General features: G+C 71.6%; 37 protein-coding genes. 2 read left to right on the forward strand and 35 right to left on the reverse strand.

Annotation, left to right across the window (positions count from 1 at the left end):
• Nucleotides 1–69: 69 nt before the first annotated feature.
• Entirely contained in the window at nt 70–900 is an 831-nt protein-coding gene (gene fdhD, locus WA616_RS05910) for a formate dehydrogenase accessory sulfurtransferase FdhD (protein WP_336028143.1), read from the reverse strand.
• Between the two features lie 41 nt (nt 901–941).
• On the opposite strand from fdhD, the gene mobA reads away from it, so the two are divergent.
• Entirely contained in the window at nt 942–1,535 is a 594-nt protein-coding gene (gene mobA / locus WA616_RS05915) for a molybdenum cofactor guanylyltransferase (protein WP_336028144.1), read from the forward strand.
• A 29-nt stretch (nt 1,536–1,564) separates the two neighbouring features.
• Nucleotides 1,565–2,227, forward strand: a complete 663-nt coding sequence (locus tag WA616_RS05920; protein WP_336028147.1) for an NAD(P)H-binding protein — start codon at nt 1,565–1,567, stop codon at nt 2,225–2,227.
• A 4-nt stretch (nt 2,228–2,231) separates the two neighbouring features.
• Here WA616_RS05920 and truA read toward each other — a convergent pair whose 3' ends face one another.
• The 34 genes from truA to tuf all read right to left on the reverse strand — a co-directional run bounded on the left by truA (nt 2,232) and on the right by tuf (nt 22,183).
• A complete protein-coding gene (gene truA, locus WA616_RS05925) occupies nt 2,232–3,080 on the reverse strand; it encodes a tRNA pseudouridine(38-40) synthase TruA (RefSeq protein ID WP_336028541.1) in 849 nt (282 codons plus the stop codon).
• A 6-nt stretch (nt 3,081–3,086) separates the two neighbouring features.
• Complete coding sequence (locus WA616_RS05930) at nt 3,087–3,464, reverse strand: hypothetical protein (RefSeq protein WP_336028148.1); 378 nt, start codon at nt 3,462–3,464, stop codon at nt 3,087–3,089.
• Nucleotides 3,461–4,087: a 50S ribosomal protein L17 gene (rplQ, locus tag WA616_RS24455; protein WP_442901975.1), complete on the reverse strand. Its 627-nt coding sequence runs from the start codon at nt 4,085–4,087 to the stop codon at nt 3,461–3,463. The genes WA616_RS05930 and rplQ overlap by 4 nt, the downstream gene beginning before the upstream one ends.
• 134 nt (nt 4,088–4,221) lie before the next feature.
• The gene (locus WA616_RS05940) at nt 4,222–5,298 is read right to left on the reverse strand and encodes a DNA-directed RNA polymerase subunit alpha (protein WP_336028149.1); all 1,077 of its coding nucleotides are present in this window, start codon (nt 5,296–5,298) and stop codon (nt 4,222–4,224) included.
• A gap of 122 nt (nt 5,299–5,420) precedes the next feature.
• The gene (gene rpsD, locus WA616_RS05945) at nt 5,421–6,047 is read right to left on the reverse strand and encodes a 30S ribosomal protein S4 (protein ID WP_073421374.1); all 627 of its coding nucleotides are present in this window, start codon (nt 6,045–6,047) and stop codon (nt 5,421–5,423) included.
• Nucleotides 6,048–6,082: 35 nt separating this feature from the next.
• Complete coding sequence (gene rpsK / locus WA616_RS05950) at nt 6,083–6,490, reverse strand: 30S ribosomal protein S11 (RefSeq protein ID WP_012950456.1); 408 nt, start codon at nt 6,488–6,490, stop codon at nt 6,083–6,085.
• 100 nt (nt 6,491–6,590) lie between these two features.
• On the reverse strand, nt 6,591–6,971 hold the full coding sequence (rpsM, locus tag WA616_RS05955; RefSeq protein ID WP_073421372.1) for a 30S ribosomal protein S13: 381 nt from the start codon (nt 6,969–6,971) through the stop codon (nt 6,591–6,593).
• Nucleotides 6,972–6,986: 15 nt separating this feature from the next.
• Nucleotides 6,987–7,100, reverse strand: coding sequence for a 50S ribosomal protein L36 (gene rpmJ, locus WA616_RS05960; RefSeq protein ID WP_012950458.1), 114 nt, complete (start codon nt 7,098–7,100; stop codon nt 6,987–6,989).
• A 73-nt stretch (nt 7,101–7,173) separates the two neighbouring features.
• Nucleotides 7,174–7,395, reverse strand: a complete 222-nt coding sequence (infA, locus tag WA616_RS05965; RefSeq protein ID WP_012950459.1) for a translation initiation factor IF-1 — start codon at nt 7,393–7,395, stop codon at nt 7,174–7,176.
• A 252-nt stretch (nt 7,396–7,647) separates the two neighbouring features.
• Complete coding sequence (map, locus tag WA616_RS05970) at nt 7,648–8,451, reverse strand: type I methionyl aminopeptidase (protein WP_336028172.1); 804 nt, start codon at nt 8,449–8,451, stop codon at nt 7,648–7,650.
• Between the two features lie 70 nt (nt 8,452–8,521).
• Complete coding sequence (locus WA616_RS05975; protein ID WP_336028174.1) at nt 8,522–9,112, reverse strand: adenylate kinase; 591 nt, start codon at nt 9,110–9,112, stop codon at nt 8,522–8,524.
• An 8-nt stretch (nt 9,113–9,120) separates the two neighbouring features.
• Nucleotides 9,121–10,431, reverse strand: a complete 1,311-nt coding sequence (secY, locus tag WA616_RS05980) for a preprotein translocase subunit SecY (protein WP_336028176.1) — start codon at nt 10,429–10,431, stop codon at nt 9,121–9,123.
• 192 nt (nt 10,432–10,623) lie between these two features.
• Nucleotides 10,624–11,067 carry a 50S ribosomal protein L15 gene (gene rplO / locus WA616_RS05985; RefSeq protein WP_073421369.1) on the reverse strand — a complete coding sequence of 148 codons (444 nt, stop codon included), beginning with the start codon at nt 11,065–11,067 and terminating at the stop codon, nt 10,624–10,626.
• A 13-nt stretch (nt 11,068–11,080) separates the two neighbouring features.
• Complete coding sequence (rpmD, locus tag WA616_RS05990) at nt 11,081–11,260, reverse strand: 50S ribosomal protein L30 (protein ID WP_073421368.1); 180 nt, start codon at nt 11,258–11,260, stop codon at nt 11,081–11,083.
• Nucleotide 11,261: 1 nt separating this feature from the next.
• Complete coding sequence (gene rpsE, locus WA616_RS05995; protein WP_073421366.1) at nt 11,262–11,876, reverse strand: 30S ribosomal protein S5; 615 nt, start codon at nt 11,874–11,876, stop codon at nt 11,262–11,264.
• Between the two features lie 40 nt (nt 11,877–11,916).
• The gene (gene rplR / locus WA616_RS06000; RefSeq protein ID WP_073421942.1) at nt 11,917–12,324 is read right to left on the reverse strand and encodes a 50S ribosomal protein L18; all 408 of its coding nucleotides are present in this window, start codon (nt 12,322–12,324) and stop codon (nt 11,917–11,919) included.
• On the reverse strand, nt 12,324–12,863 hold the full coding sequence (rplF, locus tag WA616_RS06005) for a 50S ribosomal protein L6 (protein ID WP_073421365.1): 540 nt from the start codon (nt 12,861–12,863) through the stop codon (nt 12,324–12,326). The genes rplR and rplF overlap by 1 nt, the downstream gene beginning before the upstream one ends.
• A gap of 14 nt (nt 12,864–12,877) precedes the next feature.
• The gene (rpsH, locus tag WA616_RS06010; RefSeq protein ID WP_425432423.1) at nt 12,878–13,282 is read right to left on the reverse strand and encodes a 30S ribosomal protein S8; all 405 of its coding nucleotides are present in this window, start codon (nt 13,280–13,282) and stop codon (nt 12,878–12,880) included.
• Nucleotides 13,283–13,404: 122 nt separating this feature from the next.
• Nucleotides 13,405–13,590: a type Z 30S ribosomal protein S14 gene (locus tag WA616_RS06015; protein WP_012950469.1), complete on the reverse strand. Its 186-nt coding sequence runs from the start codon at nt 13,588–13,590 to the stop codon at nt 13,405–13,407.
• Nucleotides 13,591–13,612: 22 nt separating this feature from the next.
• Nucleotides 13,613–14,197 carry a 50S ribosomal protein L5 gene (rplE, locus tag WA616_RS06020; protein ID WP_073421361.1) on the reverse strand — a complete coding sequence of 195 codons (585 nt, stop codon included), beginning with the start codon at nt 14,195–14,197 and terminating at the stop codon, nt 13,613–13,615.
• Nucleotides 14,198–14,199: 2 nt separating this feature from the next.
• On the reverse strand, nt 14,200–14,559 hold the full coding sequence (gene rplX / locus WA616_RS06025) for a 50S ribosomal protein L24 (RefSeq protein ID WP_442901976.1): 360 nt from the start codon (nt 14,557–14,559) through the stop codon (nt 14,200–14,202).
• Nucleotides 14,560–14,561: 2 nt separating this feature from the next.
• On the reverse strand, nt 14,562–14,930 hold the full coding sequence (gene rplN, locus WA616_RS06030) for a 50S ribosomal protein L14 (RefSeq protein WP_073421359.1): 369 nt from the start codon (nt 14,928–14,930) through the stop codon (nt 14,562–14,564).
• A gap of 221 nt (nt 14,931–15,151) precedes the next feature.
• Complete coding sequence (rpsQ, locus tag WA616_RS06035) at nt 15,152–15,451, reverse strand: 30S ribosomal protein S17 (RefSeq protein WP_073421356.1); 300 nt, start codon at nt 15,449–15,451, stop codon at nt 15,152–15,154.
• Nucleotides 15,448–15,681, reverse strand: a complete 234-nt coding sequence (rpmC, locus tag WA616_RS06040) for a 50S ribosomal protein L29 (protein WP_073421354.1) — start codon at nt 15,679–15,681, stop codon at nt 15,448–15,450. Before rpmC ends, rpsQ begins: the two co-directional genes overlap by 4 nt.
• A complete protein-coding gene (rplP, locus tag WA616_RS06045) occupies nt 15,681–16,097 on the reverse strand; it encodes a 50S ribosomal protein L16 (RefSeq protein WP_073421352.1) in 417 nt (138 codons plus the stop codon). The genes rpmC and rplP overlap by 1 nt, the downstream gene beginning before the upstream one ends.
• A gap of 3 nt (nt 16,098–16,100) precedes the next feature.
• Nucleotides 16,101–17,015, reverse strand: a complete 915-nt coding sequence (gene rpsC, locus WA616_RS06050; RefSeq protein WP_073421350.1) for a 30S ribosomal protein S3 — start codon at nt 17,013–17,015, stop codon at nt 16,101–16,103.
• The gene (gene rplV / locus WA616_RS06055; RefSeq protein ID WP_442901977.1) at nt 17,015–17,506 is read right to left on the reverse strand and encodes a 50S ribosomal protein L22; all 492 of its coding nucleotides are present in this window, start codon (nt 17,504–17,506) and stop codon (nt 17,015–17,017) included. Before rplV ends, rpsC begins: the two co-directional genes overlap by 1 nt.
• Nucleotides 17,507–17,533: 27 nt before the next feature.
• A complete protein-coding gene (gene rpsS / locus WA616_RS06060) occupies nt 17,534–17,815 on the reverse strand; it encodes a 30S ribosomal protein S19 (RefSeq protein WP_073421347.1) in 282 nt (93 codons plus the stop codon).
• 23 nt (nt 17,816–17,838) lie between these two features.
• A complete protein-coding gene (gene rplB, locus WA616_RS06065) occupies nt 17,839–18,672 on the reverse strand; it encodes a 50S ribosomal protein L2 (RefSeq protein ID WP_073421345.1) in 834 nt (277 codons plus the stop codon).
• Nucleotides 18,673–18,716: 44 nt separating this feature from the next.
• Nucleotides 18,717–19,019: a 50S ribosomal protein L23 gene (gene rplW, locus WA616_RS06070; RefSeq protein WP_073421343.1), complete on the reverse strand. Its 303-nt coding sequence runs from the start codon at nt 19,017–19,019 to the stop codon at nt 18,717–18,719.
• Nucleotides 19,016–19,837, reverse strand: coding sequence for a 50S ribosomal protein L4 (gene rplD / locus WA616_RS06075; protein WP_336028187.1), 822 nt, complete (start codon nt 19,835–19,837; stop codon nt 19,016–19,018). The genes rplW and rplD overlap by 4 nt, the downstream gene beginning before the upstream one ends.
• Nucleotides 19,834–20,499 carry a 50S ribosomal protein L3 gene (gene rplC / locus WA616_RS06080; protein WP_073421340.1) on the reverse strand — a complete coding sequence of 222 codons (666 nt, stop codon included), beginning with the start codon at nt 20,497–20,499 and terminating at the stop codon, nt 19,834–19,836. The genes rplD and rplC overlap by 4 nt, the downstream gene beginning before the upstream one ends.
• Nucleotides 20,500–20,515: 16 nt before the next feature.
• Entirely contained in the window at nt 20,516–20,821 is a 306-nt protein-coding gene (rpsJ, locus tag WA616_RS06085) for a 30S ribosomal protein S10 (protein WP_014742859.1), read from the reverse strand.
• Nucleotides 20,822–20,989: 168 nt separating this feature from the next.
• Nucleotides 20,990–22,183, reverse strand: coding sequence for an elongation factor Tu (gene tuf, locus WA616_RS06090; protein ID WP_073421338.1), 1,194 nt, complete (start codon nt 22,181–22,183; stop codon nt 20,990–20,992).
• Nucleotides 22,184–22,194 lie beyond the last annotated feature (11 nt).

Genomic DNA, 22,194 nt, shown 5'->3' on the forward strand with positions numbered 1-22,194 from the left:
GCCCCACCCGGCGCTCGATCGCGGGACCCTCCGGGCCCCACTCCTCCCGCCGCCTCGCAGGGCGGCTCCCTACTCGGGCAGGACGAGGCGGTCCTGGCGGGTGTAGACGTTGCAGCCGTCGCCGCGGAGGAAGCCGACCAGCGTGATCCCGGCGTCCGCGGCCAGCTCCACCGCGAGCGACGACGGCGCCGACACCGCCGCCAGCACCGGGATGCCCGCCATCGCCGCCTTCTGCGTCAGCTCGAAGCTCGCCCGCCCGCTCACCATGAGCACGTGCCCGGCCAGCGGCAGCCGGCCCTCGCGCACGCCGTCGCCGATGACCTTGTCCACCGCGTTGTGGCGGCCGACGTCCTCGCGCAGTGACACCAGTTCGCCGTCGGCGGTGAACAGCCCGGCCGCGTGCAGCCCGCCGGTCTTGCTGAACACCTCCTGCGCCGCCCGCAGCCGGTCCGGCATCGCGAGCAGGGTGCCGAGGTCGAGCCGGGTGGGGTCGGCGGCGACGTCGTGGCGGCTGCGGGTGCGGATGGCCTCGATGCTCGCCTTGCCGCACACCCCGCAGGAGCTCGACGTCAGGAAGTTGCGGTCCAGGGCGGTGGCCGGCGGCTCGACGCCGGTGGTCAGGTCGACGTCGACGACGTTGTAGGTGTTGCGGCCCTCGTCGTCCACGGAGTTGCAGTAGCGCAGGCCCGCGACGTCCTCGATGCCGGCGATCACGCCCTCGGTGGCGAGGAAGCCGTGCACCAGGTCGAAGTCCGCGCCGGGGGTGCGCATCGTGACGGCCAGCGGCGACCCGTTGAGCCGGATCTCCAGCGGCTCCTCCGACGCCACCGTGTCGGGCCGGGTGGTGTGCACGGGGCCGCGGATGCGGAGCACGGGCGTGCGGCTGGTGACTCGTCCCACGAACGGCGACGGTACCCACGCCGGGCCCCTACGGTGCGGTCGTGGACGCGACGCCGGCCCCCCTGCCGCCCTACGCGGCCGTGGTGCTGGCCGGCGGGCGGGCGGCGCGGCTCGGCGGGCGCGCCAAGCCCCAGCTCGAGGTGGGCGGCCGCCCGATCCTCGCCCGCGTCCTCGACGCGGTCGCCGACGCCGACCACCGGGTGGTCGTCGGGCCGCCGCAGCCGGTCCCCGACGGCGTCGTCGTCGTCCGCGAGCACCCGCCCGGGGGCGGGCCGGTGGCGGCCCTGCGCGCGGGCCTGGCGGCCGTCGGCACCGACGTCGTGGCGGTGCTCGCCGGCGACCTCCCGTTCGTGACCCCGGCGGTCGTCACCGAGCTACGCGAGCGGCTCACCGACGACGGGGTGCTCGTCGTCGACGACGCCGGCCGCGACCAGTACCTGCTCGGCGTCTGGCGGACCGCGGCGCTGCGGCGGGCGGTCGGCGCGGCGCAGGGCCCGGCGCCGGTCCGCCGCGTCGTGGCCGCGCTGACGGTGACCCGCTGGCGCCCCGTCCCGGAGCCCGGCGCCCCGGCCCCCTGGACCGACTGCGACACCCCCGCCGACCTCGCCCGCGCCCGCGCGCAGGCCGGCGGGTGACCGGGCGCCCCGCCGGGTAGCCCGGCGGCATGCGCGTCGTCATCGCCGGTGCCCACGGACAGATCGCCCGCCGCCTCGGCCGGCTCCTCGCCGCCCGCGGGGACACGGCGGTGGGGATCGTCCGCAACCCCGACCACACGGCCGACCTCGAGGCCGACGGCGTCGAGCCCGCCGTCCTCGACCTGGAGTCCGCGTCGGTCGAGGAGGTGGCCGAGGTGGTGCGCGGGGCCGATGCCGTGGTCTTCGCGGCCGGGGCCGGACCGAACAGCGGCGAGGCCCGCAAGCACACCGTCGACCACGGCGCGGCCGTGCTCCTCGCGCACGCCGCCGAGCGCGCCGGGGTGCGGCCCTATCTCCTGGTCTCCTCGATGGGCGTCGAGCAGGCCCGGCACGGCACGCCGCAGGGCATGGACCCGGTCTTCGCGGTCTACCTGCAGGCCAAGCTGCGCGCCGAGGACGAGATCCTGCCCCGCACGGCCCTCGACACCGTCATCGTGCGGCCGGGCCGGCTCACCGACGACCCGGGCACCGGCCGCGTCACCCTCGCCCACGGCGTCGGGTACGGCGAGGTGCCGCGCGACGACGTCGCCGCGGTGCTGCTCGCCCTGCTCGACGCGGGGAAGGTGGACGAGGTGGTGGAGCTGGTCGGCGGCGACACCCCGATCGACGAGGCGGTCGCGGCGCTGCCCTGACGCCTCAGCTGCGCAGCGCGCGCGTCCGCTCCACCCGGGCGGCGAGGTCGGCGTCGGCCGGGTAGTCCACCCGCACCAGCGTCAGCCCGCCCGGCGGGGCGACGACGACCTCGTCGGCCCGCACGCGGCGGGTGAGCAGCTGCGCCGGCCAGCCGGGCTCCCGGCGGCCTTCCCCCACGGCCAGCAGCGCGCCGACGAGGCTGCGCACCATCGAGTGGCAGAAGGCGTCCGCCGACGCCCGCACCGTCACCAGGTCGCCGTCGCGCTCGACGCCGAGGTCGAGCAGCACGCGGATCGTGGTCGCGCCCTCGCGGCGGCGGCAGAACGCGGCGAAGTCGTGCTGGCCGAGCAGCAGCCCCGCGGCGGCGTCCATGGCGGCCGCGTCGACCCGGCGGGGCCAGCCGACGGTGTCCGCCCGTCGCAGCGGAGGGGGGCCGCCGTCGGCGTCGGTGAGCCGGTACCGGTAGTGCCGGGCGAGCGCGGCGAAGCGCGCGTCGAAGCCCGCGGGCGCCTCGCTCACGGTGGGCACGGCGACGTCGGGCGGCAGGACACCGCGCAGCCGCCGCACCAGCCGGGCGCGGTGCTCCTCCCACAGGTCGCGGGGCACGTCGGCGTGCGCCACCTGACCCGTCGCGTGCACGCCGGTGTCCGTGCGCCCGGCGACGGTCAGCCGGACCGGACGGCGCAGCACGGTGGCCAGGCCGTCCTCGAGCTCGGCCTGCACGGTGCGCCGGCCGGGCTGGCGGGCCCAGCCGGAGAAGGCGGTGCCGTCGTAGGCGACGTCCAGCCGGAGACGGACGAGCCCGCCCCCGAGGTCGGGGGCGGGCTCGTCCGTGGTGTGCGCGGGGTTCAGCGACGGCTACCGGGGGTCGGGCGCCGACTCGCCGCCGGGGGCGTGGGTGCCCGCGGTGGCGGCGTCGCCGAGCTCAGCGGCCTCGACCTCGGCCGCGGCCGCGGCGGCCACGTCCGGGGACAGCGCCGGGTCCTCGACGACGGCGACGTTCTCCGCCTTCGGCTGCTCGGTCACCGCGCCGTCGTCCTGACGGTCGCCGTCGGGGTTGAAGACGTCGGTGACGACCTGATGCGCCTCGGGGTCGACCTCACCGGAGACCACGGCGGGCGAGGTGTCGCCGCCGGGACCGGTGGTCTCGCCCTCGAACGTGGCGCCCTGGTCGCCGCCGCCGGGGCGGACGCCGGCCGCGCCCGCGTCGCCGTCGCGACCCGGCTGCTCGGTCACTTGGAGCCGTCCGCGTCCTCGGCCGGGGCGTCTGCGTCGGCCGCGGTGGCGTCGGCGTCGTCGGTGGCGGCCTCGATGGCCTCCACGGCGGCGTCGGTCTCGGCGTCGGTGACCTCGGCGTCGGTGTCGTCGACGGCGGGGGTCTCGTCGGCGGCCTCGACCGCGTCGGCGGTGACCTCACCGGACGCGGCGGCCGCGCCGGCACCGGCGGCGAAGCGGGTGCCGCGGGCGCGCTCGGCCTCGCCGACGGCCTCCTGCGCCACGGTCAGGCCCTCGACCAGCTCGATGACCGCCATGGGGGCGTTGTCGCCCTTGCGCGGGCCGACCTTGGTGATGCGGGTGTAGCCGCCGGGCCGGTTCTCGAAGCGGGGGCCGATCTCGGCGAACAGGTGGTGGACGACGTCCTTGTCCCGGATGACCGTCAGCACCTGGCGGCGCGCGTGCAGGTCACCGCGCTTGGCGAAGGTCACCAGCTTCTCGGCGAACGGCCGCAGCCGCTTCGCCTTCGCCTCGGTGGTGGTGATCCGCCCGTGCTCGAACAGCGAGGTGGCCAGGTTGGCCAGCATCAGCCGCTCGTGGGAGGCGGACCCGCCGAGACGGGGGCCCTTGGTGGGGGTGGGCATGTCGGTCCTTCCTCAGGCGGCCGGGGGCGTCTACCGGCTGCAACCAGGTGGTGCTGTCGTTCGCTGGATCGAGTGTGGCGGGCGCTCCCGCCCGGACGGGCGGCAGGTCCCCCCGCCGCCCGTCCGTGGCAGCGTCAGAGCTGCTCGGTCTCCTGGTAGGAGCCGTCGTCGTACTGGACCTGGCCGTACTCGGTGCCGTACTCGGCGCTGCCGTGGTACGCGTCGGTCTCGTAGCCCTCGTCGTAGCTCTCGACGGAGGTGGGGATGAACCCGGGCGGGCTGTCCTTGAGCGCGAGGCCCATGGCCGCCAGCTTCATCTTGACCTCGTCGATCGACTTGGCCCCGAAGTTGCGGATGTCGAGCAGGTCGGCCTCCGAGCGGGTGACCAGCTCGCCGACGGTGTGCACGCCCTCGCGCTTGAGGCAGTTGTAGGACCGGACGGTGAGGTCCATGTCCTCGATCGGCATCGAGAAGTTCGCGATGTCGGCGGCCTCGGCCGGGCTCGGGCCGACCTCGATGCCCTCGGCGTCGACGTTCAGCTCGCGCAGCAGGCCGAACAGCTCGACCAGCGTGGAGCCGGCGGAGGCGATGGCGTCGCGCGGGGCGATCGACGGCTTGGTCTCGACGTCGACGACGAGGCGGTCGAAGTCGGTGCGCTGCTCGACGCGGGTGGCCTCGACGGCGTAGGTGACCTTGAGGACCGGCGAGTAGATCGAGTCGACCGGGATGCGGCCGATCTCCTGGCCGGGCTGCTTGTTCTGCGGCGCGGGGACGTAGCCGCGGCCGCGCTCGACGACGAGCTCGATCTCCAGCCGGCCCTTGCCGTTGAGCGTGGCGATGTGGAGGTCGGGGTTGTGCACCTCGACACCGGCCGGGGGCGCGATGTCGGCGGCGGTGACCTCACCGGGGCCCTGCTTGCGCAGGTACATGGTCACCGGCTCGTCGGAGTCGGAACTGACGACCAGGCCCTTGAGGTTGAGGATGATCTCGGTGACGTCCTCCTTGACCCCGGGCACGGTGGTGAACTCGTGCAGGGTGCCCTCGATCCGGATGCTGGTGACGGCAGCGCCCGGGATCGACGACAGGAGGGTGCGGCGCAGCGAGTTGCCGAGGGTGTAGCCGAAGCCCGGCTCGAGCGGCTCGATGACGAACCGCGAGCGGTGCTCGGTGAGGGTCTCCTCGGTCAGCGTCGGACGCTGTGCGATGAGCACGGTCGTTCTCCTTCTCGGTCCTCCGGCGCCCGCCATATGACGCCGTGAGGGGGGGTGGTGCTGGCCCCGGCGGACATCGGTCCGCCCGCCGGGGCCGGGTGGTGCTGTGGTGCTGCGAGCCCTTACTTGGAGTAGAGCTCGACGATCAGCTGCTCCTGGACCGGGGTGTCGATCACCTGGCGGGCCGGGACGCTGTGCACGACCGCGCGCAGCTGGCCGGTGATGACCTCGAGCCACGGCGGCACGGGACGCTCGCCGGCGCGGGCCTGGGCGATCTCGAAGGGCACCATCCGCCGCGACTTCTCGGCGACCTCGATGATGTCGTTCGCGCTGACCCGGTAGGACGGGATGTCGACCTTGCGGCCGTTCACCCGGATGTGGCCGTGCTTGACCAGCTGGCGGGCCATGTCGCGGCTCTCGCCCCAGCCGGCCCGGTACACGACGTTGTCCAGGCGGGACTCGAGGATCTGCAGCAGGACCTCACCGGTCTTGCCGGTCTTGCGGTTGGCCTCCTCGTAGTAGCCGCGGAACTGCTTCTCGAGGACGCCGTAGATGCGGCGGGCCTTCTGCTTCTCGCGCAGCTGCAGGAGGTACTCGCTGTCCTTGCTGCGGCCCCGGCCGTGCTCGCCCGGCGGGTACGGCCGGATCTCGATCGGGCACTTGGGGGACTCGCACTTGCTGCCCTTGAGGAACAGCTTCATCTTCTCGCGCCGGCAGAGGCGGCAGTCGGCTCCGGCGTAACGGGCCACGTCAGGTACTCCTCGTTCTTCTCGTCAGTGGCCGGTCAGACCCGGCGGCGCTTCTTGGGGCGGCAGCCGTTGTGCGGCTGCGGCGTCACGTCCTGGATCTGGCCGACCTCGAGGCCGGTCGCCTGCAGCGAGCGGATCGCGGTCTCGCGACCCGAGCCCGGGCCCTTCACGAAGACGTCGACCTTGCGCATGCCGTGCTCCTGGGCCTTGCGCGCGGCGTTCTCGGCGGCCATCTGGGCGGCGAACGGCGTGGACTTGCGCGAGCCCTTGAAGCCGACGTGGCCGGCGGAGGCCCAGCTGATCACGTTGCCCGTGGGGTCGGTGATCGACACGATCGTGTTGTTGAACGTGCTCTTGATGTGCGCGGCGCCGTGGGCGACGTTCTTCTTCTCCTTGCGGCGGACCTTCTTGGCACCAGCCGCGGCGCGAGCCCTGGGAGGCATGTCTCTCCGGTTTCCTTCTGAACGATCAGTGGCCAGGTGAGCACGAGCGGCGCGCCGTCGCTCCCGCCCTCACGGGGCCTGCGACGGCGCGCCTCACGGCTTACTTCTTGCCGGCCTTCTTCTTGCCGGCGATGGTCTTGCGCGGGCCCTTGCTCGAGCGCGCGTTCGTGCGGGTGCGCTGACCGTGCACGGGCAGGCCACGACGGTGGCGCAGGCCCTGGTAGCAGCCGATCTCCACCTTGCGGCGGATGTCGGCGGCCACCTCGCGGCGGAGGTCACCCTCGACGCGGAAGTGCTCGTCGATGTAGTCGCGCAGCTTCAGCAGGTCCTCGTCGCCGAGGTCCTTGACCCGCAGGTCGGGGCTCACGCCGGTGGCCGCGAGGGTCTCCTTGGCGTGGGTCTTGCCGATCCCATAGATGTAGGTGAGCGCGATCTCCATCCGCTTCTCGCGGGGCAGGTCGACGCCGGCCAGTCGTGCCATGTCTCAGGTACTCCCTCAGCCCTGCCGCTGCTTGTGGCGGGCGTTGTCGCAGATGACCATGACCCGGCCGTGCCGGCGGATCACCTTGCACTTGTCGCAGATCTTCTTCACCGACGGCTGGACCTTCACCGGTGCCGCCCCTCATTCCTGTCGATCGATGGCCACGGGCGCGGCACCTGTCGGTGCCCCGCGCCGGTGGCGGTCACTTGTAGCGGTAGACGATGCGACCGCGGGTCAGGTCGTAGGGCGAGAGCTCCACGACGACGCGGTCCTCCGGCAGGATGCGGATGTAGTGCTGGCGCATCTTGCCGCTGATGTGGGCGAGCACCCGGTGCCCGTTCTGCAGCTCGACCCGGAACATCGCGTTGGGCAGCGGCTCGACGACGCGACCCTCGACCTCGATGGCCCCGTCCTTCTTCGCCATGCCCGACACGGCCTCCCTGACTCGGTGGTGCTCGTTGATGTGCTGGAGTCACGTGCGACCATGCCGGAGCCGGCCGTACGTGGTGGTTGCAGTCCAGGTGGTGCAGACGTTCCCGCGAGGGCGTCCCGGTCCGTGCGGCCACAGCACGACGACAGGACGGCGCGAACGCCGTCGTTCACTGTACCCCGCCGCAGCGGGGCCCTCCAACCCGCCCTCCGTCACACGGAGGGACGCGCGGAGGCGCTCCCCGGCCTACTGGCGCGGGGTGATGCCGAAGGGCGCGAGCCCCGCGACGCCGCCGTCCTCGGCCGTCAGGACCCAGGGGCCCTCGGGCGTGATGGCGACGGTGTGCTCGAAGTGGGCGGCCCGCGAGCCGTCCTTGGTCACGACGGTCCAGCCGTCCTCGAGCTCGACGGTGGCCGGGTCCCCGACGGTGACCATCGGCTCGATGGCCAGCGCCAGACCGGGCACCAGCTTGGGCCCGCGGCCGGCGCGGCCGTAGTTCAGGACGTGCGGGTCCTGGTGCATCTCGGTGCCGATGCCGTGCCCGCCGTAGTGGTCGACGATCCCGTAGGGGTGCGTCTCGGCCGTGACGGCCTCCTCGACGGCGGCGCTGATGTCGGTGAGCCGCCCACCGGCGACCGCCCGCGCGAGGCCCGCCCACATGCTGCGCTCGGTGACGGCGATGAGAGCTGCGTCCTCGGCGGACGGGGGGCCGACGGTCACGGTCACCGCCGAGTCACCGTGCCAGCCCTCGAGGATGGCGCCGCAGTCGATCGAGATGTTGTCGCCCTCGGAGAGCGCACGCTCCGGGTCCGGGATCCCGTGCACGACCTCGTCGTTGATCGAGGCGCAGATGCTGCCGGTGAACCCGTGGTAGCCGAGGAAGGACGGGATCGCCCCCGCCGAGCGGATCGTGTCCTCGGCGATGGCGTCGAGCTCCCCCGTGGTCACCCCGGGGCGGACGGCGGCGCGCACGGCCGAGATGGCGCGGGCGACCACGAGGCCGGCGCCGCGCATGAGCTCGATCTCGTGCGGTGTCTTGATCTGGATCATGCGTCCACTCCACTTCGCCAGCAGCGGGAGGCGGGTCAGGATCCCGGCCGACATGCGCGGCGCCGTCCCCTCAGCTGTCGCCCGGGCGTCCCGGGGTGCCGAGGGCGGTCATCACGCGCTCGGTGACCTCCTCGATGGAGCCGATCGCGTCGATGCGCGACAGCAGCCCCTCGCCCTCGTAGAACCCCGACAGCGGCGCGGTCTGTTCCCGGTAGACCTCGAGCCGGTGACGCACGGTCTCCGGCTTGTCGTCGTCGCGCTGGACCCACTCGCCGTCGACGAGCATGCGCCGGCCGGAGAGCCGGCGGACCAGCTCGTCCTCCTCGACGACGAGCTCGAGCACGCGGTCGAGGTGGTGGCCGAGCTCCTCCAGCGAGCTGCGCAACTGCTCGCCCTGGGCGATGGTGCGCGGGAAGCCGTCGAGCAGGAAGCCGGCCTTGGCGTCGGGCTCGGCCAGGCGGTCCTTGACCATCGCGACGGTGATCTCGTCGGGGACCAGGTCGCCGGCGTCCATGTAGACCTTGGCCTTGAGGCCGAGCTCGGTCTGGCCGCTGACGTTGGCCCGGAAGATGTCGCCGGTCGAGATGGCCGGCACACCGAGCCGGCCCGCGATGACCTGCGCCTGGGTCCCCTTGCCGGCTCCGGGAGGACCGAGCAGCACGACGCGCACTACTTCAGGAACCCTTCGTAGTTGCGCTGATTGAGCTGCGTCTCGATCTGCTTCACCGTCTCCAAGCCCACTCCCACCATGATCAGCACTGCGGTCCCGCCGAACGGGAAGTTCTGGTTCGCTCCCTGCTGCGTGATCGACAGGAAGAAGTTGGGCAGCACCGCGACGATCCCCAGGTAGATCGACCCGGGGAGGGTGATCCGGGAGAGCACGTACTGCAGGTACTCCGCCGTCGGCCGGCCCGGGCGGATGCCGGGGATGAAGCCGCCGTAGCGCTTCATGTCGTCGGCCCGCTCCTCCGGGTTGAACGTGATCGACACGTAGAAGTACGTGAAGAAGACGATCAGGCCGAAGTACAGCGCGACGTGCACCGGGCTGCTCTGGTCGATGACGTAGTTCTCGAAGAACTGGCGCACCGGACCGGTCTCGTCGCCCTGCAGCTGGGTGATCAGCTGCGGCAGGTAGAGCAGCGACGACGCGAAGATGACCGGGATGACGCCGGCCTGGTTGACCTTGAGCGGCAGGTAGGTCGACGTGCCGCCGTACATCCGGCGCCCGACCATCCGCTTGGCGTACTGCACCGGGATGCGCCGTTGCGCCTGTTCGACGTAGACCACCGCGCCGATGATGAGGAGCGCGAAGGCGCAGACGACGGCGAAGACGACGCCGCCGCGGGTCTGGAGGATCGAGCCGCCCTCGGCCGGGATCCGCGCGGCGATCGAGGTGAAGATCAGCACGGACATGCCGTTGCCGATCCCCTTCTCGGTCAGCAGCTCGCCCAGCCACATGATCACGGCGGTGCCGGCGGTCAGCGTGACCACCAGGACGACCGTCGACCAGATGCTCTGCGACGGGATGATCTCCTGCTGGCAGCCGGGGAAGAGCTGGCCGCTGCGGGCCAGGGCGATGATGCCGGTGCTCTGCAGGATCGCCAGGGCGATCGTCAGGTAGCGGGTGTACTGGGTCAGCTTGGCCTGACCCGACTGCCCTTCCTTCTTCAGCTGCTCGAACCGCGGGATCACCACGACCAGCAGCTGCACGATGATGCTGGCGGTGATGTACGGCATGATGCCGAGCGCGAAGATCGACAGCCGCAGCAGCGCCCCGCCGGAGAACAGGTTCACCAACGAGTAGACGTCGCGCTGGTCGGAGGCCTGGGCCTGCTCGAGACAGCTGTTGATCGCCTCGACGGAGACGCCCGGACCCGGGACGGCCGCGCCGAGCCGGTAGACGGCGATGATCGCCAGGGAGAACAGCAACTTTCGCCGGAGGTCTGGCGTCCGGAACGCCGCGGCGAACGCCTGCAGCACGTGCCCTCCCCTTCTCGGTCGGACGAGGTTAGCAACGGTCGGGGTCGGACCGGTCACAGCCCTCCCCCTCCGGGTGGCCCGGGCGCGGCCTCACGGCCGGCGCGGGAGCGACCCGGGCGGGCCCGCCCGCGGGGGACGGCGCCCGAACAGCAGACGACCCCCGGGGCGTCGGCCCCGGGGGTCGTGCATCGCTCAGATGCGGGTGGTGCTGCCCCCGGCCGCGGCGATCTTCTCGGCCGCCGAGGCGGAGAAGCCGTGCGCGTGCACCGTGACCTGGACGCCGCCCAGGTCGCCGGTGCCGAGGACCTTCACCGGCTGGCCGCGGCGGACCGCGCCGGCGTCGGCGAGCGTGTCGGGGTCGACGTGCCCGCCCTGCGGGAACAGGGCGGCGATCCGGTCGAGGTTGACGACCTGGAACACGACCTTGTTCGGGTTCTTGAAGCCGGACATCTTGGGCAGCCGCATGTGCAGCGGCGTCTGACCGCCCTCGAAGCGCGCGGAGGTGTTCCCGCGCGCCCCGGTGCCCTTGGTGCCGCGACCGGCGGTCTTGCCCTTGGAGCCCTCACCACGGCCGACGCGCGTCTTGGGGGTGTGGGCGCCCGGGGCGGGACGCAGGTGGTGGACCTTGAGAGTCATGACTGGTTCCTGCTCAGATCTCTTCGACGGCGACGAGGTGCGTCACCGTGGCGACCATCCCGCGGATCTCGGGACGGTCCTCCTGGACGACCGAGTCGTTGATCCGCTTGAGGCCCAGGGACCGCAGCGTCTGCCGCTGGTTGGGCTTCGTGCCGATCGCCGACCGGACCTGGGTGACCTTCAGCTGAGCCACGTCAGACCCCCTGACCCGCACGCGCCCGCAGCATGGCGGCCGGAGCGACGTCCTCGAGGGGCAGCCCGCGACGGGCGGCGATCTCCTCGGGGCGGACGAGGTCCTTCAGCGCCTGCATGGTGGCGTGCACGATGTTGATCGGGTTCGACGAGCCGAGGCTCTTCGAGAGCACGTCGTGGATGCCGGCGCACTCGAGCACGGCACGCACCGGGCCACCGGCGATGACACCGGTACCGGGGCTGGCCGGCTTGAGCAGCACGACGCCCGCCGCCGCCTCACCCTGCACCGGGTGCGGGATGGTGCTGGCGATGCGCGGCACCTTGTAGAAGTGCTTCTTGGCCTCCTCGACGCCCTTGGCGATCGCCGCGGGCACCTCCTTGGCCTTGCCGTAGCCGACACCCACGGTGCCGTCGCCGTCGCCGACGATCACCAGCGCGGTGAAGCTGAAGCGCCGACCGCCCTTGACGACCTTCGACACGCGGTTGATGGCCACCACGCGCTCGATGTACTGGCTCTTCTCGGCAGGCGCGCCGCCGGGCCCCCGCCCGCCGTCACGACGGTCGCGGCGGTCGTTGCCGCCGCCGGCGCCGCCGCCGCGTCGCTGTGGTCCTGGCATCAGACGTCCCTCTCGATCTGCTCGTTCGCGGTGTCGCTCATCAGAAGTCCAGCCCGCCCTCACGCGCGCCGTCGGCCAGCGCGGCGATGCGGCCCTGGTAGCGGTTGCCACCCCGGTCGAAGACGACCTTGGTGATGCCGGCGGCCTGGGCGCGCTCGGCGACCAGGGCACCGACCCGGCGGGCCAGGGCGGACTTGTCGCCCTCGGTGCCGCGCAGGCTGGCGTCCAGCGTGGAGGCGCTCACCAGCGTACGGCCGACGGTGTCGTCGACGACCTGCACGTGGATGTGCCGCGAGCTGCGGTTGACCACCAGGCGCGGGCGCTCCGCCGTGCCGCCGACCCGCTTGCGGAGCCGGTTGTGGCGGCGCAGCCGCGAGACGCGGCGCCGGGTGCTGATGTCGGTGCCGACCGGGGTGTGCACCCGAGCGGCCTTCTCGGTCTGTGCCATCACTTACCCGTCTTCCCGACCTTGCGCTTGACGACCTCGCCCTGGTAGCGGACGCCCTTGCCCTTGTACGGGTCCGGCCGGCGCAGCTTGCGGATGTTGGCGGCCACCTGGCCGACCTGCTGCTTGTCGATGCCGGCCACCCGCAGACGCGTGGGCGACTCGACCGTGAAGGTGATGCCCTCCGGCGCCCGCACGGGCACCGGGTGGCTGTAGCCGAGGGCGAACTCGAGGTCGCTCCCCCGCGCCTGCACGCGGTAACCGACGCCGACGATCTCGAGGGTCTTGGTGTAGCCCTCGGTGACGCCGGTGATCATGTTGGCGATCAGGGTGCGGGACAGGCCGTGGAGGGCCTTGCTCTCGCGCTGGTCGTCGGGACGGGCCACCGCGAGGGTGCCGTCCTCGCTCTTCTCGACGGTGATCGGCGCGGCGACGGTGTGGGCCAGGGTCCCCTTGGGGCCCTTCACGTTGACCGTCTGGCCGTCGATGGTGACGTCCACACCACCGGGCACCGGAATCGGCAGTCGTCCGATCCGTGACATCTCGCTCGCTCCTCTTACCAGACGTAGGCGAGGACTTCCCCGCCCACGCCCTTCTTGTTCGCCTGCCGGTCGGTCAGCAGCCCGGTCGAGGTGGAGATGATCGCCACCCCGAGGCCGCCGAGCACCTTGGGCAGCGCGTTGGACTTCGCGTAGACCCGCAGGCCCGGCTTGGACACCCGGCGGACGCCGGCGATGCTGCGCTCGCGGTTGGGGCCGTACTTGAGGTCCACCACCAGCTCCTTGCGGGTGGAGCCGTCCTTCTCGACCTCGTCGACGCGCCAGCCGGCGATGTAACCCTCCTGCTGGAGGATCTCGGCGATCTTCGTCTTGAGCTTCGACGACGGCATGGCTGCCGAGTCGTGGTACGCCGTGTTCGCGTTGCGCAGACGCGTGAGCATGTCCGCGATCGGATCGGTCATCGTCATGGGTGTCGTGCCTCTCTCGCCGCGGTTCCTCAGGCGGACCTCGCGTGGGCCTCTCGGCGACCGGTGGTGCTGGGGACCCGCCCCGCGCGGTCAGCGCGCGGGGCGGGGACTGCGGACTACCAGCTGGACTTGCTCACACCCGGCAGCTCGCCGGCGTGCGCCATCTCCCGCAGGCAGATCCGGCACAGGCCGAACTTGCGGAAGACGGAGTGCGGACGTCCGCACCGCTGGCAGCGGGTGTAGCCGCGGACCGCGAACTTGGGCTTGCGGGCCGCCTTGTTGATCAGCGCCTTCTTGGCCATCTGTCTGTCTCCTCGGCCCGGCTCAGCGGATGGTAGTGACGACGGGCTGGCCGGCGAACGGGAAGCCCAGGAGGCGGAGCAGCTCGCGACCCTCCTCGTCGTTCGTCGCGGTGGTGACCAGCGTGATGTCCATGCCGCGCGGCCGGTCGATCTTGTCGACGTCGATCTCGCGGAACATCGACTGCTCGGTCAGCCCGAAGGTGTAGTTGCCGTGCCCGTCGAACTGCTTGGCGTTCAGGCCGCGGAAGTCGCGGATGCGGGGCAGGGCCAGCGCCAGGAGCCGGTCGAGGAACTCCCACATGCGGTCGCCGCGGAGGGTGACCTTGGCGCCGATGGGCATGCCCTCGCGCAGCTTGAACTGCGCGATGGACTTGCGGGCCCGGACGACGGCGGGACGCTGGCCGGTGATGGCGGTGAGGTCGCGGACCGCGCCGTCCATGAGCTTGGCGTCGCGGGTGGCCTCGCCGACGCCCATGTTGACGACGATCTTCGTCAGCCGCGGGATCTGCATGACGTTCTCGAAGCCGAACTCGTCCTGCAGGGCCGGCACGATCGACTCGCGGTAGTGCGCCAGCAGGCGCGGGAGCTCGCGGGTGGGGGCAGTCATCGTCACAGGTCCTTACCGGTCCGCCGCGACACCCGGATGGTGCGGCCGTCCTCGTCCTTGCGGTGGCCGACCCGGGTCGGCTTCCCCTCGGAGTCGATCACCATCACGTTGCTCACGTGGATGGGAGCCTCCTGGGTGACGATGCCGCCCTGCTGGGCGCCCCGCTGGTTCGAGCTGATGCGGGTGTGCTTCTTGACCCGGCCGACGCCCTCGACGAGGACCTTCTGCAGCTGGGGGAAGGCGGCGATGACGCGACCGCGCGCGCCCTTGTCCTTGCCGGCCAGGACGACGACCGTGTCGCCCCTCTTGACCTTCATGGACGGGGCCTTCTTCTTGGTGTCCGTCTTCTTCGGGGCGGCCATGGTCAGAGCACCTCCGGGGCGAGCGAGATGATCCGCATGAAGCGCTTGTCGCGCAGCTCGCGGCCGACGGGCCCGAAGATGCGGGTGCCGCGCGGGTCGCCGCTGTCGCGGATGATCACCGCGGCGTTCTCGTCGAAGCGGATGTAGGAGCCGTCGGGACGACGACGCTCCTTGGCGGTGCGGACGACGACGGCCTTGACCACGTCGCCCTTCTTGACGCCGGCGCCGGGGATGGCGTCCTTCACGGTGCCGACGATGACGTCGCCGATGCCCGCGTAGCGCCGCCCGGACCCGCCGAGCACCCGGATGCAGAGGATCTCCTTCGCACCGGTGTTGTCGGCGACCCGGAGCCGTGACTCCTGCTGGATCACGTCCTACTCCCAATCTCAGTGGTGACAGCCGGGCCGGAACGGTGAACCGGCTGTCCGGCACCCACGTGCGGACGCACCGGCGACTGATGCCGCCGGTGCGTCCGACACGGGTACCGGGATGTGGCGCTCACCCGGAGGGGCGCCAGTCGTCCAGGGTACCCGGTCCCGCGACCGCGCCCGAGGGCGTGGGTCACAGGGAGCCGGAGGCACCCGGACGGGTCCTACTTGGCCTTCTCGAGGACCTCGACCAGCCGCCACCGCTTGGTGGCCGACAGCGGCCGGGTCTCCATGATCTGCACGCGGTCACCGATGCCGGCGACCCCCTGCTCGTCGTGGGCCTTCAGCTTGCTCGTGCGCCGGAGGACCTTGCCGTACAGACCGTGCTTCACGCGGTCCTCGACCTCGACGACGATGGTCTTGTCCATCTTGTCGCTGACCACGAGGCCCTCGCGGACCTTGCGGTAGCCACGGCCGGCCAGGCCGGGGCCGCTGGCGACAGCGGCGTTGTCGGACTCGCTCATGCCACACCCTCGTTCGGGGCGGCCGAGAGACCCAGCTCGCGCTCGCGCATGATCGTGTAGATCCGGGCGATGTCGCGGCGGACGGTCTGCAGCCGCCGGTTGTTGTCCAGCTGGCCGGTGGCCACCTGGAACCTCAGGTTGAACAGCTCTTCCTTGTGCTCACGCAGCCGCGTGGCGAGCTCGTCGGCAGACAGCTCGCGCAGCTCCGGGGCGGTCAGGCCGGCGGCCATCACACCTCTCCTTCGCGCGTGATGAAGCGGCACTTCATGGGCAGCTTGTGGATGGCGCGGCGCATGGCCTCGCGGGCGACCGGCTCGGCCACACCGGAGAGCTCGAAGAGCACCCGGCCCGGCTTCACGTTGGCGACCCACCACTCGGGCGAGCCCTTACCGGAACCCATGCGGGTCTCGGCCGGCTTCTTGGTCAGCGGACGGTCCGGGTAGATCGAGATCCACACCTTGCCGCCACGGCGGATGTGCCGCGTCATGGCGATACGGGCGGACTCGATCTGTCGGTTGGTGACGTACGCCGGCTCGAGGGCCTGGATGGCGTACTCACCGAAGTTGATCTCGGTGCCGCCCTTGGCTCGGCCGGAGCGGTCCGGGTGGTGCTGCTTGCGGTGCTTGACGCGCCGGGGGATCAGCACGTGTCAGCCCTCCGTCTGGGTCTCGGTCGCCGTCGACTCGGCAGCGGCGGTCCCCTCGGGACCCGCGGCCTGGGCGACGGTCTGCTCGGGCGCGACCTCGCCGGAGGTCACGGCCACGGTGCTGTCGGCGGTGTCGGGGCCGGTCGTGGACTCGCCCGACGCGGCGGCGCGGCCGGCCTCGGTGCCACCGGCGGTGGTGCCGCTGGAGCCCGACCGGCGCGGACGCTGCGGGCGCTCACGGCGCTGCTGCCGGGCGGCGAGGGCCTCGAGGGCCTCCCGCTCGGCACGCGAGCCGCTGACGTCGCCCTTGTAGATCCACACCTTCACGCCGATGCGGCCGAAGGTGGTCCGGGCCTCGTACAGGCCGTAGTCGATGTTCGCGCGGAGCGTGTGCAGCGGCACGCGGCCCTCGCGGTAGAACTCCGACCGGCTCATCTCGGTGCCGCCGAGGCGACCCGAGCACTGCACGCGGATGCCCTTGACCTGCGGGCTGCGCTGGGCCGACTGCATGGCCTTGCGCATGGCGCGGCGGAAGCTCACGCGGCTCGACAGCTGCTCGGCGACCGCCTGGGCCACGAGCTGGGCGTCGGCCTCGGGGTTCTTGACCTCGAGGATGTTGAGCTGCACCTGCTTGCCGGTCAGCTTCTCCAGCTCGCCGCGGATGCGGTCGGCCTCGGCGCCGCGGCGGCCGATGACGATGCCGGGGCGGGCGGTGTGGATGTCGACGCGGACCCGGTCACGGGTGCGCTCGATCTCCACCTTCGAGATGCCGGCGCGCTCCATGCCCTTGGACATGAGCTTGCGGATGGCCACGTCTTCCTTGACGTAGTCCTTGTACAGCTTGTCGGCGTACCACCGGGACTTGTAGTCGGTGGTGATGCCCAGGCGGAACCCGTGCGGGTTGACCTTCTGACCCACTAGCGGGTCCCTCCCCTCGTGTTGGAGCGCTGCTGCGTGCCCTGCTGCTGCCCCGTCTGCTGCGTGGCCGGGCCGGACTGGCCGGTGCGGCGGCGCGCGGTGCGGGACTTGCCGGCGAGCTCGGCGCTGGCGCCGACCTCGGTCACCTCGACGGTGATGTGGCTGGTCCGCTTGTTGATGCGGTAGGCCCGGCCCTGCGCACGCGGACGGATCCGCTTGAGCGTGGGGCCCTCGTCGACGTAGGCGGCGCTGACGACGAGCGCGGCCGGGTCGAGCCGCAGGTTGTGCTCGGCGTTGGCGACGGCGCTGGCGACGACCTTGGCCACCGGCTCACTGGCGGCCTGCGGGGCGAACCGCAGCAGGGCCAGGGCCTCGTCGGTGGGCAGGTAGCGGATGAGGTCCACCACCCGGCGTGCCTTCATGGGGGCGACGCGGACGAACCGGGCGGTGGCCCGGGCGACCTGCGTCTCCTCTCCCAGCTGGGAAGTCATCTCGTGTCTCTCTCTCCCGGGTCCGCGTCAGCCCCGCCGGGACCGGCGGTCGTCCTTGACGTGGCCCCGGAAGGTCCGGGTGGGGGCGAACTCGCCGAGCTTGTGCCCGACCATGGCCTCGGTCACGAAGACCGGCACGTGCTTGCGCCCGTCGTGCACGGCGATGGTGTGGCCGAGCATGTCCGGGATGATCGTCGAGCGCCGCGACCAGGTCCGGATGACCGTCTTGGTGCCCTTCTCGTTCTGGACGTCCACCTTCTTGAGCAGGTGGTCGTCCACGAACGGGCCCTTCTTCAGGCTGCGTGGCATGTCTGTCGTACTCCTCTACCCGCTCAGCGCTTCTTGTTGGTACGCCGGCGGCGCACGATGAGGGCATCGCTGGCCTTGCGCTTGCGCGTACGGCCCTCGGGCTTGCCCTTCGGGTTGACGGGGTGACGACCACCGGAGGTCTTGCCCTCACCACCACCGTGCGGGTGGTCGACCGGGTTCATCGCCACACCACGGACGGTCGGGCGCTTGCCCTTCCACCGCATGCGGCCGGCCTTGCCCCAGTTGATGTTCGACTGCTCGGCGTTGCCCACCTCGCCGACGGTGGCGCGGCAGCGCACGTCGACGTTGCGGATCTCGCCCGAGGGCATGCGGAGCTGGGCGAAGCGGCCCTCACGGGCGACCAGCTGGACGCTCGTGCCGGCCGAGCGGGCGATCTTCGCGCCGCCACCCGGGCGCAGCTCGATGGCGTGGACCACCGTGCCGACCGGGATGTTGCGCAGCGGCAGGTTGTTGCCCGGCTTGATGTCGGCCGCGGGGCCGCACTCCACCGTGTCGCCCTGCTTCAGGCGGGCCGGCGCGATGATGTAGCGCTTCTCGCCGTCGGCGAAGTGCAGCAGCGCGATGCGCGAGGTGCGGTTCGGGTCGTACTCGATGTGCGCGACCTTCGCCGGCACGCCGTCCTTGTCCGCCCGACGGAAGTCGATGACGCGGTAGGCGCGCTTGTGGCCGCCGCCCTGGTGGCGAGCGGTGACCTTCCCGTGCACGTTGCGCCCACCGCGGCCGTGCAGCGGCCGGACCAGCGACTTCTCGGGATGGTCGCGGGTGACCTCGGCGAAGTCGGCGACGCTGGAGCCGCGGCGGCCCGGCGTCGTCGGCTTGTACTTGCGGATAGCCATTGCTGACTCAGTTCCTCTGTCTCTGGTCCGAACGGTCCGGGCCCTCAGGCGCCGGGACCACCGAAGATCTCGATGCGGTCGCCGGGGGCCACCGAGACGATGGCGCGCTTGGTGTCCTTGCGCTTGCCCATCCGGGTGCCCCGGCTGCGCTTGCGCTTGCCCTGGCGGTTGATCGTGTTGACCGACAGGACCTTGACGTCGAAGACCTGCTCGACGGCGATCTTGATCTGCGTCTTGTTGGCCTCGGGCAGGACCACGAACGTGTACTGGTTGTCGTCCAGCAGCCCGTAGCTCTTCTCCGAGATGACCGGCGCCAGCAGGACGTCACGGGGGTCGCGGACGCTCACGCCTTCTCCTCGGTGGTGTCGGTGGCCTCGTCGGCGAGGTCCAGGTCGGTGGTGCCCACGGCCGGCTGGATCGACGGGATGGCGCCGGGGATGTCCGGCGTCGTCAGGTCCGGCTTGGTGAGCGAGGTGCCGCCCGTGCTGCCGCCGTGCGGGCCGGCGACGAACTCGGCGAGCGCGGTCTCGGTGAAGACCACCTCGTCGCTGACGAGCACGTCGTAGGTGTTGAGCTGGCCGGCCTCGATGAGGTGCACCCGCTGCTCGTTGCGCAGGCTCACCCAGTTGAGGACGTCGTCGCGGTCGAGGACCACGAGCACCCGCTTGGCCGAGGTGACGGCGTCGAGGGTGGCCAGCGCCGCCTTGGTCTTCGGCGCGTCGCCGTCGACGAAGGTGGTGACGACGTGCACGCGGCCGTCGCGCGCCCGGTCAGAGAGGGCGCCGCGGAGGGCGGCGGCCTTCATCTTCTTGGGCGTGCGCTGCGAGTAGTCGCGGGGCTGCGGGCCGTGGACGGTGCCACCGCCGGAGAACTGCGGCGCGCGGATCGAGCCCTGGCGGGCGCGGCCGGTGCCCTTCTGGCGGTAGGGCTTCACGCCACCGCCGCTGACGGCGCCGCGCGTCTTGGTCGCGTGCGTGCCCTGGCGGGCCGCGGCGAGCTGCGCCACGACGACCTGGTGCATCAGCGAGACGTTGGCGTTCGCGTCGAACAGGGCGCCGGGCAGCGTCACGCTGCCGGAGGTCTCCCCCGCGGGCGTGCGGACGTCGACCTGGCGGTCGGCGCGCGCGGCCTCGGTGGTGGCCGTGGTCGCGGTCGACTGGGTCACTTGGTGTCACTCCCCACGGGACCGCCCTTGACGGCCGAGCGGACGAGCACGAGGCCGCCCTTCGGACCGGGGACGGCGCCCTTGATCAGGATCAGGCCGCGCTCGGCGTCGACCTTGTGGACGACGAGCGAGAGCGTCGTGGTCTTGACCGCGCCCATGCGGCCGGCCATGCGCAGGCCCTTGAAGACCCGGCCGGGGGTGGCGCAGCCACCGATGGAGCCCGGCGACCGGTGCTTGCGCTGGGTGCCGTGGCTGGCGCCGAGGCCCTTGAAGCCGTGGCGCTTCATGACACCGGCGGTGCCCTTGCCCTTGCTGGTGCCGATCACGTCGACCTTGGCCACGCCGTCGAACACGTCGACGGTGAGCTCCTGGCCGGCCGCGTACTGCGTGGCGTCCTCGGTGCGGAGCTCGACGACGTGGCGGCGCGGGGTCACGCCGGCCTTCGCGAAGTGACCGCCCTCGGGCTTGTTCACCTTGCGGGGGTCGATCTCGCCGTAGCCGAGCTGGAGAGCGGTGTAGCCGTCCACCTCGGGGGTGCGCACCTGCGTCACCACGTTCGGGCCCGCCTTGACGACGGTCACCGGCACGATGCGGTTGTTCTCGTCGAAGACCTGGGTCATCCCCAGCTTCGTGCCGAGGAGTCCGCGGAACGTACTCGCCATGACTGGTCTCGGTCCCTTACTGGATGTTGACGTCGACCGAGGCCGGCAGGTCGATGCGCATGAGCGCGTCGACCGTCTTCGGCGTCGGGTCGAGGATGTCGATGAGCCGCTTGTGCGTGCGCATCTCGAAGTGCTCGCGCGAGTCCTTGTACTTGTGCGGCGAGCGGATGACGCAGTACACGTTCTTCTCCGTCGGCAGCGGCACCGGGCCGACGACGCGCGCACCGGTCTTGGTGACCGTGTCGACGATGCGCCGCGCCGAGGCGTCGATGGCCTCGTGGTCGTAGGCCTTCAGCCTGATGCGGATCTTCTGTCCCGCCATCGCTGTCTCTGCTCCTGCCGATCGCTGTTCTGCTAGCTGGGGGAACGCCGGGTGCGTCCGGAACTCATCCGGCGCGGCCCCAGCGGGGAGGGTGGCGGTGCACACACGCAGCACGCCGACCCGGGGACGGGCGGCGGCGCAGGGGTGCGCCGCCGCCCGTCGGGGGTGTTACTTGAGGATCTTGGTGACGCGACCCGCGCCGACGGTACGGCCACCCTCACGGATGGCGAACCGCAGGCCCTCCTCCATGGCGATGGGCTGGATGAGCTCCACCGTCATCTCGGTGTTGTCGCCCGGCATGACCATCTCGGTGCCGGCCGGCAGGGTCACGACGCCGGTGACGTCGGTCGTCCGGAAGTAGAACTGCGGACGGTAGTTGTTGAAGAACGGCGTGTGACGGCCACCCTCGTCCTTCGAGAGGATGTAGACCGAGCCCTCGAAGTTGGTGTGCGGGGTGATCGAGCCGGGCTTCACGACGACCTGGCCGCGCTCCACGTCCTCGCGCTTGATGCCGCGCAGCAGCAGGCCCACGTTGTCGCCGGCCTGGCCCTGGTCGAGCAGCTTGCGGAACATCTCGACGCCGGTGACGGTCGTCTGGGTCGAGGTGGGGCGGATGCCGACGATCTCGACGGTCTCCGACACCTTGACGATGCCGCGCTCCACGCGACCGGTCACGACGGTGCCGCGGCCGGTGATGGTGAAGACGTCCTCGACGGGCATGAGGAACGGCTTGTCGATCTCGCGCTCCGGCTCGGGGATCGCCGTGTCGACGGCGTTCATGAGCTCCATGAGCTTGTCGCCCCACTCGGCGTCGCCCTCGAGGGCCTTCAGCGCCGAGACGCGGACCACGGGGACGTCGTCGCCCGGGAACTCGTACTCGGACAGCAGCTCACGGACCTCCAGCTCGACGAGCTCGAGGATCTCCTCGTCGTCGACCATGTCGGCCTTGTTCAGCGCCACGACGATGTAGGGGACGCCGACCTGGCGGGCCAGGAGGACGTGCTCCTTGGTCTGCGGCATCGGGCCGTCGGTCGCGGCGACCACCAGGATGGCGCCGTCCATCTGCGCCGCACCGGTGATCATGTTCTTGATGTAGTCGGCGTGCCCGGGGCAGTCGACGTGCGCGTAGTGACGGTTCTCCGTCTGGTACTCGACGTGGGCGATCGAGATCGTGATGCCGCGGGCCTTCTCCTCGGGCGCCTTGTCGATCTGGTCGAAGGCCGACGCCTCGTTGAGGTCCGGGTACTTGTCGTGCAGCACCTTGGTGATCGCCGCGGTCAGCGTGGTCTTGCCGTGGTCGATGTGCCCGATGGTGCCGATGTTGACGTGCGGCTTGGTCCGCTCGAACTTAGCCTTGGCCACTGGGTTCCTCT

This window comes from Geodermatophilus sp. FMUSA9-8 (genome assembly GCF_037034165.1).
GTDB classification, from domain to species: Bacteria; Actinomycetota; Actinomycetes; order Mycobacteriales; family Geodermatophilaceae; genus Geodermatophilus; species Geodermatophilus nigrescens.

Bases quoted from the DNA above. Each gene is read 5' to 3' on its own strand.
- rpmC (WP_073421354.1), bottom strand. From the start codon at position 15,681: ATGGCCGCCGGCCTGACCGCCCCGGAGCTGCGCGAGCTGTCTGCCGAC.
- rpsM (WP_073421372.1), bottom strand. From the start codon at position 6,971: ATGGCACGACTGGCCGGCGTCGACCTGCCCCGCGAGAAGCGGATGGAG.
- rplV (WP_442901977.1), bottom strand. From the start codon at position 17,506: ATGACTTCCCAGCTGGGAGAGGAGACGCAGGTCGCCCGGGCCACCGCC.
- rpsE (WP_073421366.1), bottom strand. From the start codon at position 11,876: ATGCCAGGACCACAGCGACGCGGCGGCGGCGCCGGCGGCGGCAACGAC.
- rplE (WP_073421361.1), bottom strand. From the start codon at position 14,197: ATGACTGCCCCCACCCGCGAGCTCCCGCGCCTGCTGGCGCACTACCGC.
- rplR (WP_073421942.1), bottom strand. From the start codon at position 12,324: ATGGCACAGACCGAGAAGGCCGCTCGGGTGCACACCCCGGTCGGCACC.
- WA616_RS05920 (WP_336028147.1), top strand. From the start codon at position 1,565: ATGCGCGTCGTCATCGCCGGTGCCCACGGACAGATCGCCCGCCGCCTC.
- map (WP_336028172.1), bottom strand. From the start codon at position 8,451: ATGATCCAGATCAAGACACCGCACGAGATCGAGCTCATGCGCGGCGCC.
- rplB (WP_073421345.1), bottom strand. From the start codon at position 18,672: ATGGCTATCCGCAAGTACAAGCCGACGACGCCGGGCCGCCGCGGCTCC.
- rplQ (WP_442901975.1), bottom strand. From the start codon at position 4,087: ATGCCCACCCCCACCAAGGGCCCCCGTCTCGGCGGGTCCGCCTCCCAC.
- rplF (WP_073421365.1), bottom strand. From the start codon at position 12,863: ATGTCACGGATCGGACGACTGCCGATTCCGGTGCCCGGTGGTGTGGAC.
- rpsS (WP_073421347.1), bottom strand. From the start codon at position 17,815: ATGCCACGCAGCCTGAAGAAGGGCCCGTTCGTGGACGACCACCTGCTC.
- rpsQ (WP_073421356.1), bottom strand. From the start codon at position 15,451: ATGAGCGAGTCCGACAACGCCGCTGTCGCCAGCGGCCCCGGCCTGGCC.
- infA (WP_012950459.1), bottom strand. From the start codon at position 7,395: ATGGCGAAGAAGGACGGGGCCATCGAGGTCGAGGGTCGCGTCGTCGAG.
- rplX (WP_442901976.1), bottom strand. From the start codon at position 14,559: ATGGCCGCCCCGAAGAAGACGGACACCAAGAAGAAGGCCCCGTCCATG.
- WA616_RS06015 (WP_012950469.1), bottom strand. From the start codon at position 13,590: ATGGCCAAGAAGGCGCTGATCAACAAGGCGGCCCGCAAGCCCAAGTTC.
- rplO (WP_073421369.1), bottom strand. From the start codon at position 11,067: ATGACTCTCAAGGTCCACCACCTGCGTCCCGCCCCGGGCGCCCACACC.
- rpsK (WP_012950456.1), bottom strand. From the start codon at position 6,490: ATGCCTCCCAGGGCTCGCGCCGCGGCTGGTGCCAAGAAGGTCCGCCGC.
- rpsH (WP_425432423.1), bottom strand. From the start codon at position 13,282: ATGACCGATCCGATCGCGGACATGCTCACGCGTCTGCGCAACGCGAAC.
- rpsJ (WP_014742859.1), bottom strand. From the start codon at position 20,821: ATGGCGGGACAGAAGATCCGCATCAGGCTGAAGGCCTACGACCACGAG.
- rplC (WP_073421340.1), bottom strand. From the start codon at position 20,499: ATGGCGAGTACGTTCCGCGGACTCCTCGGCACGAAGCTGGGGATGACC.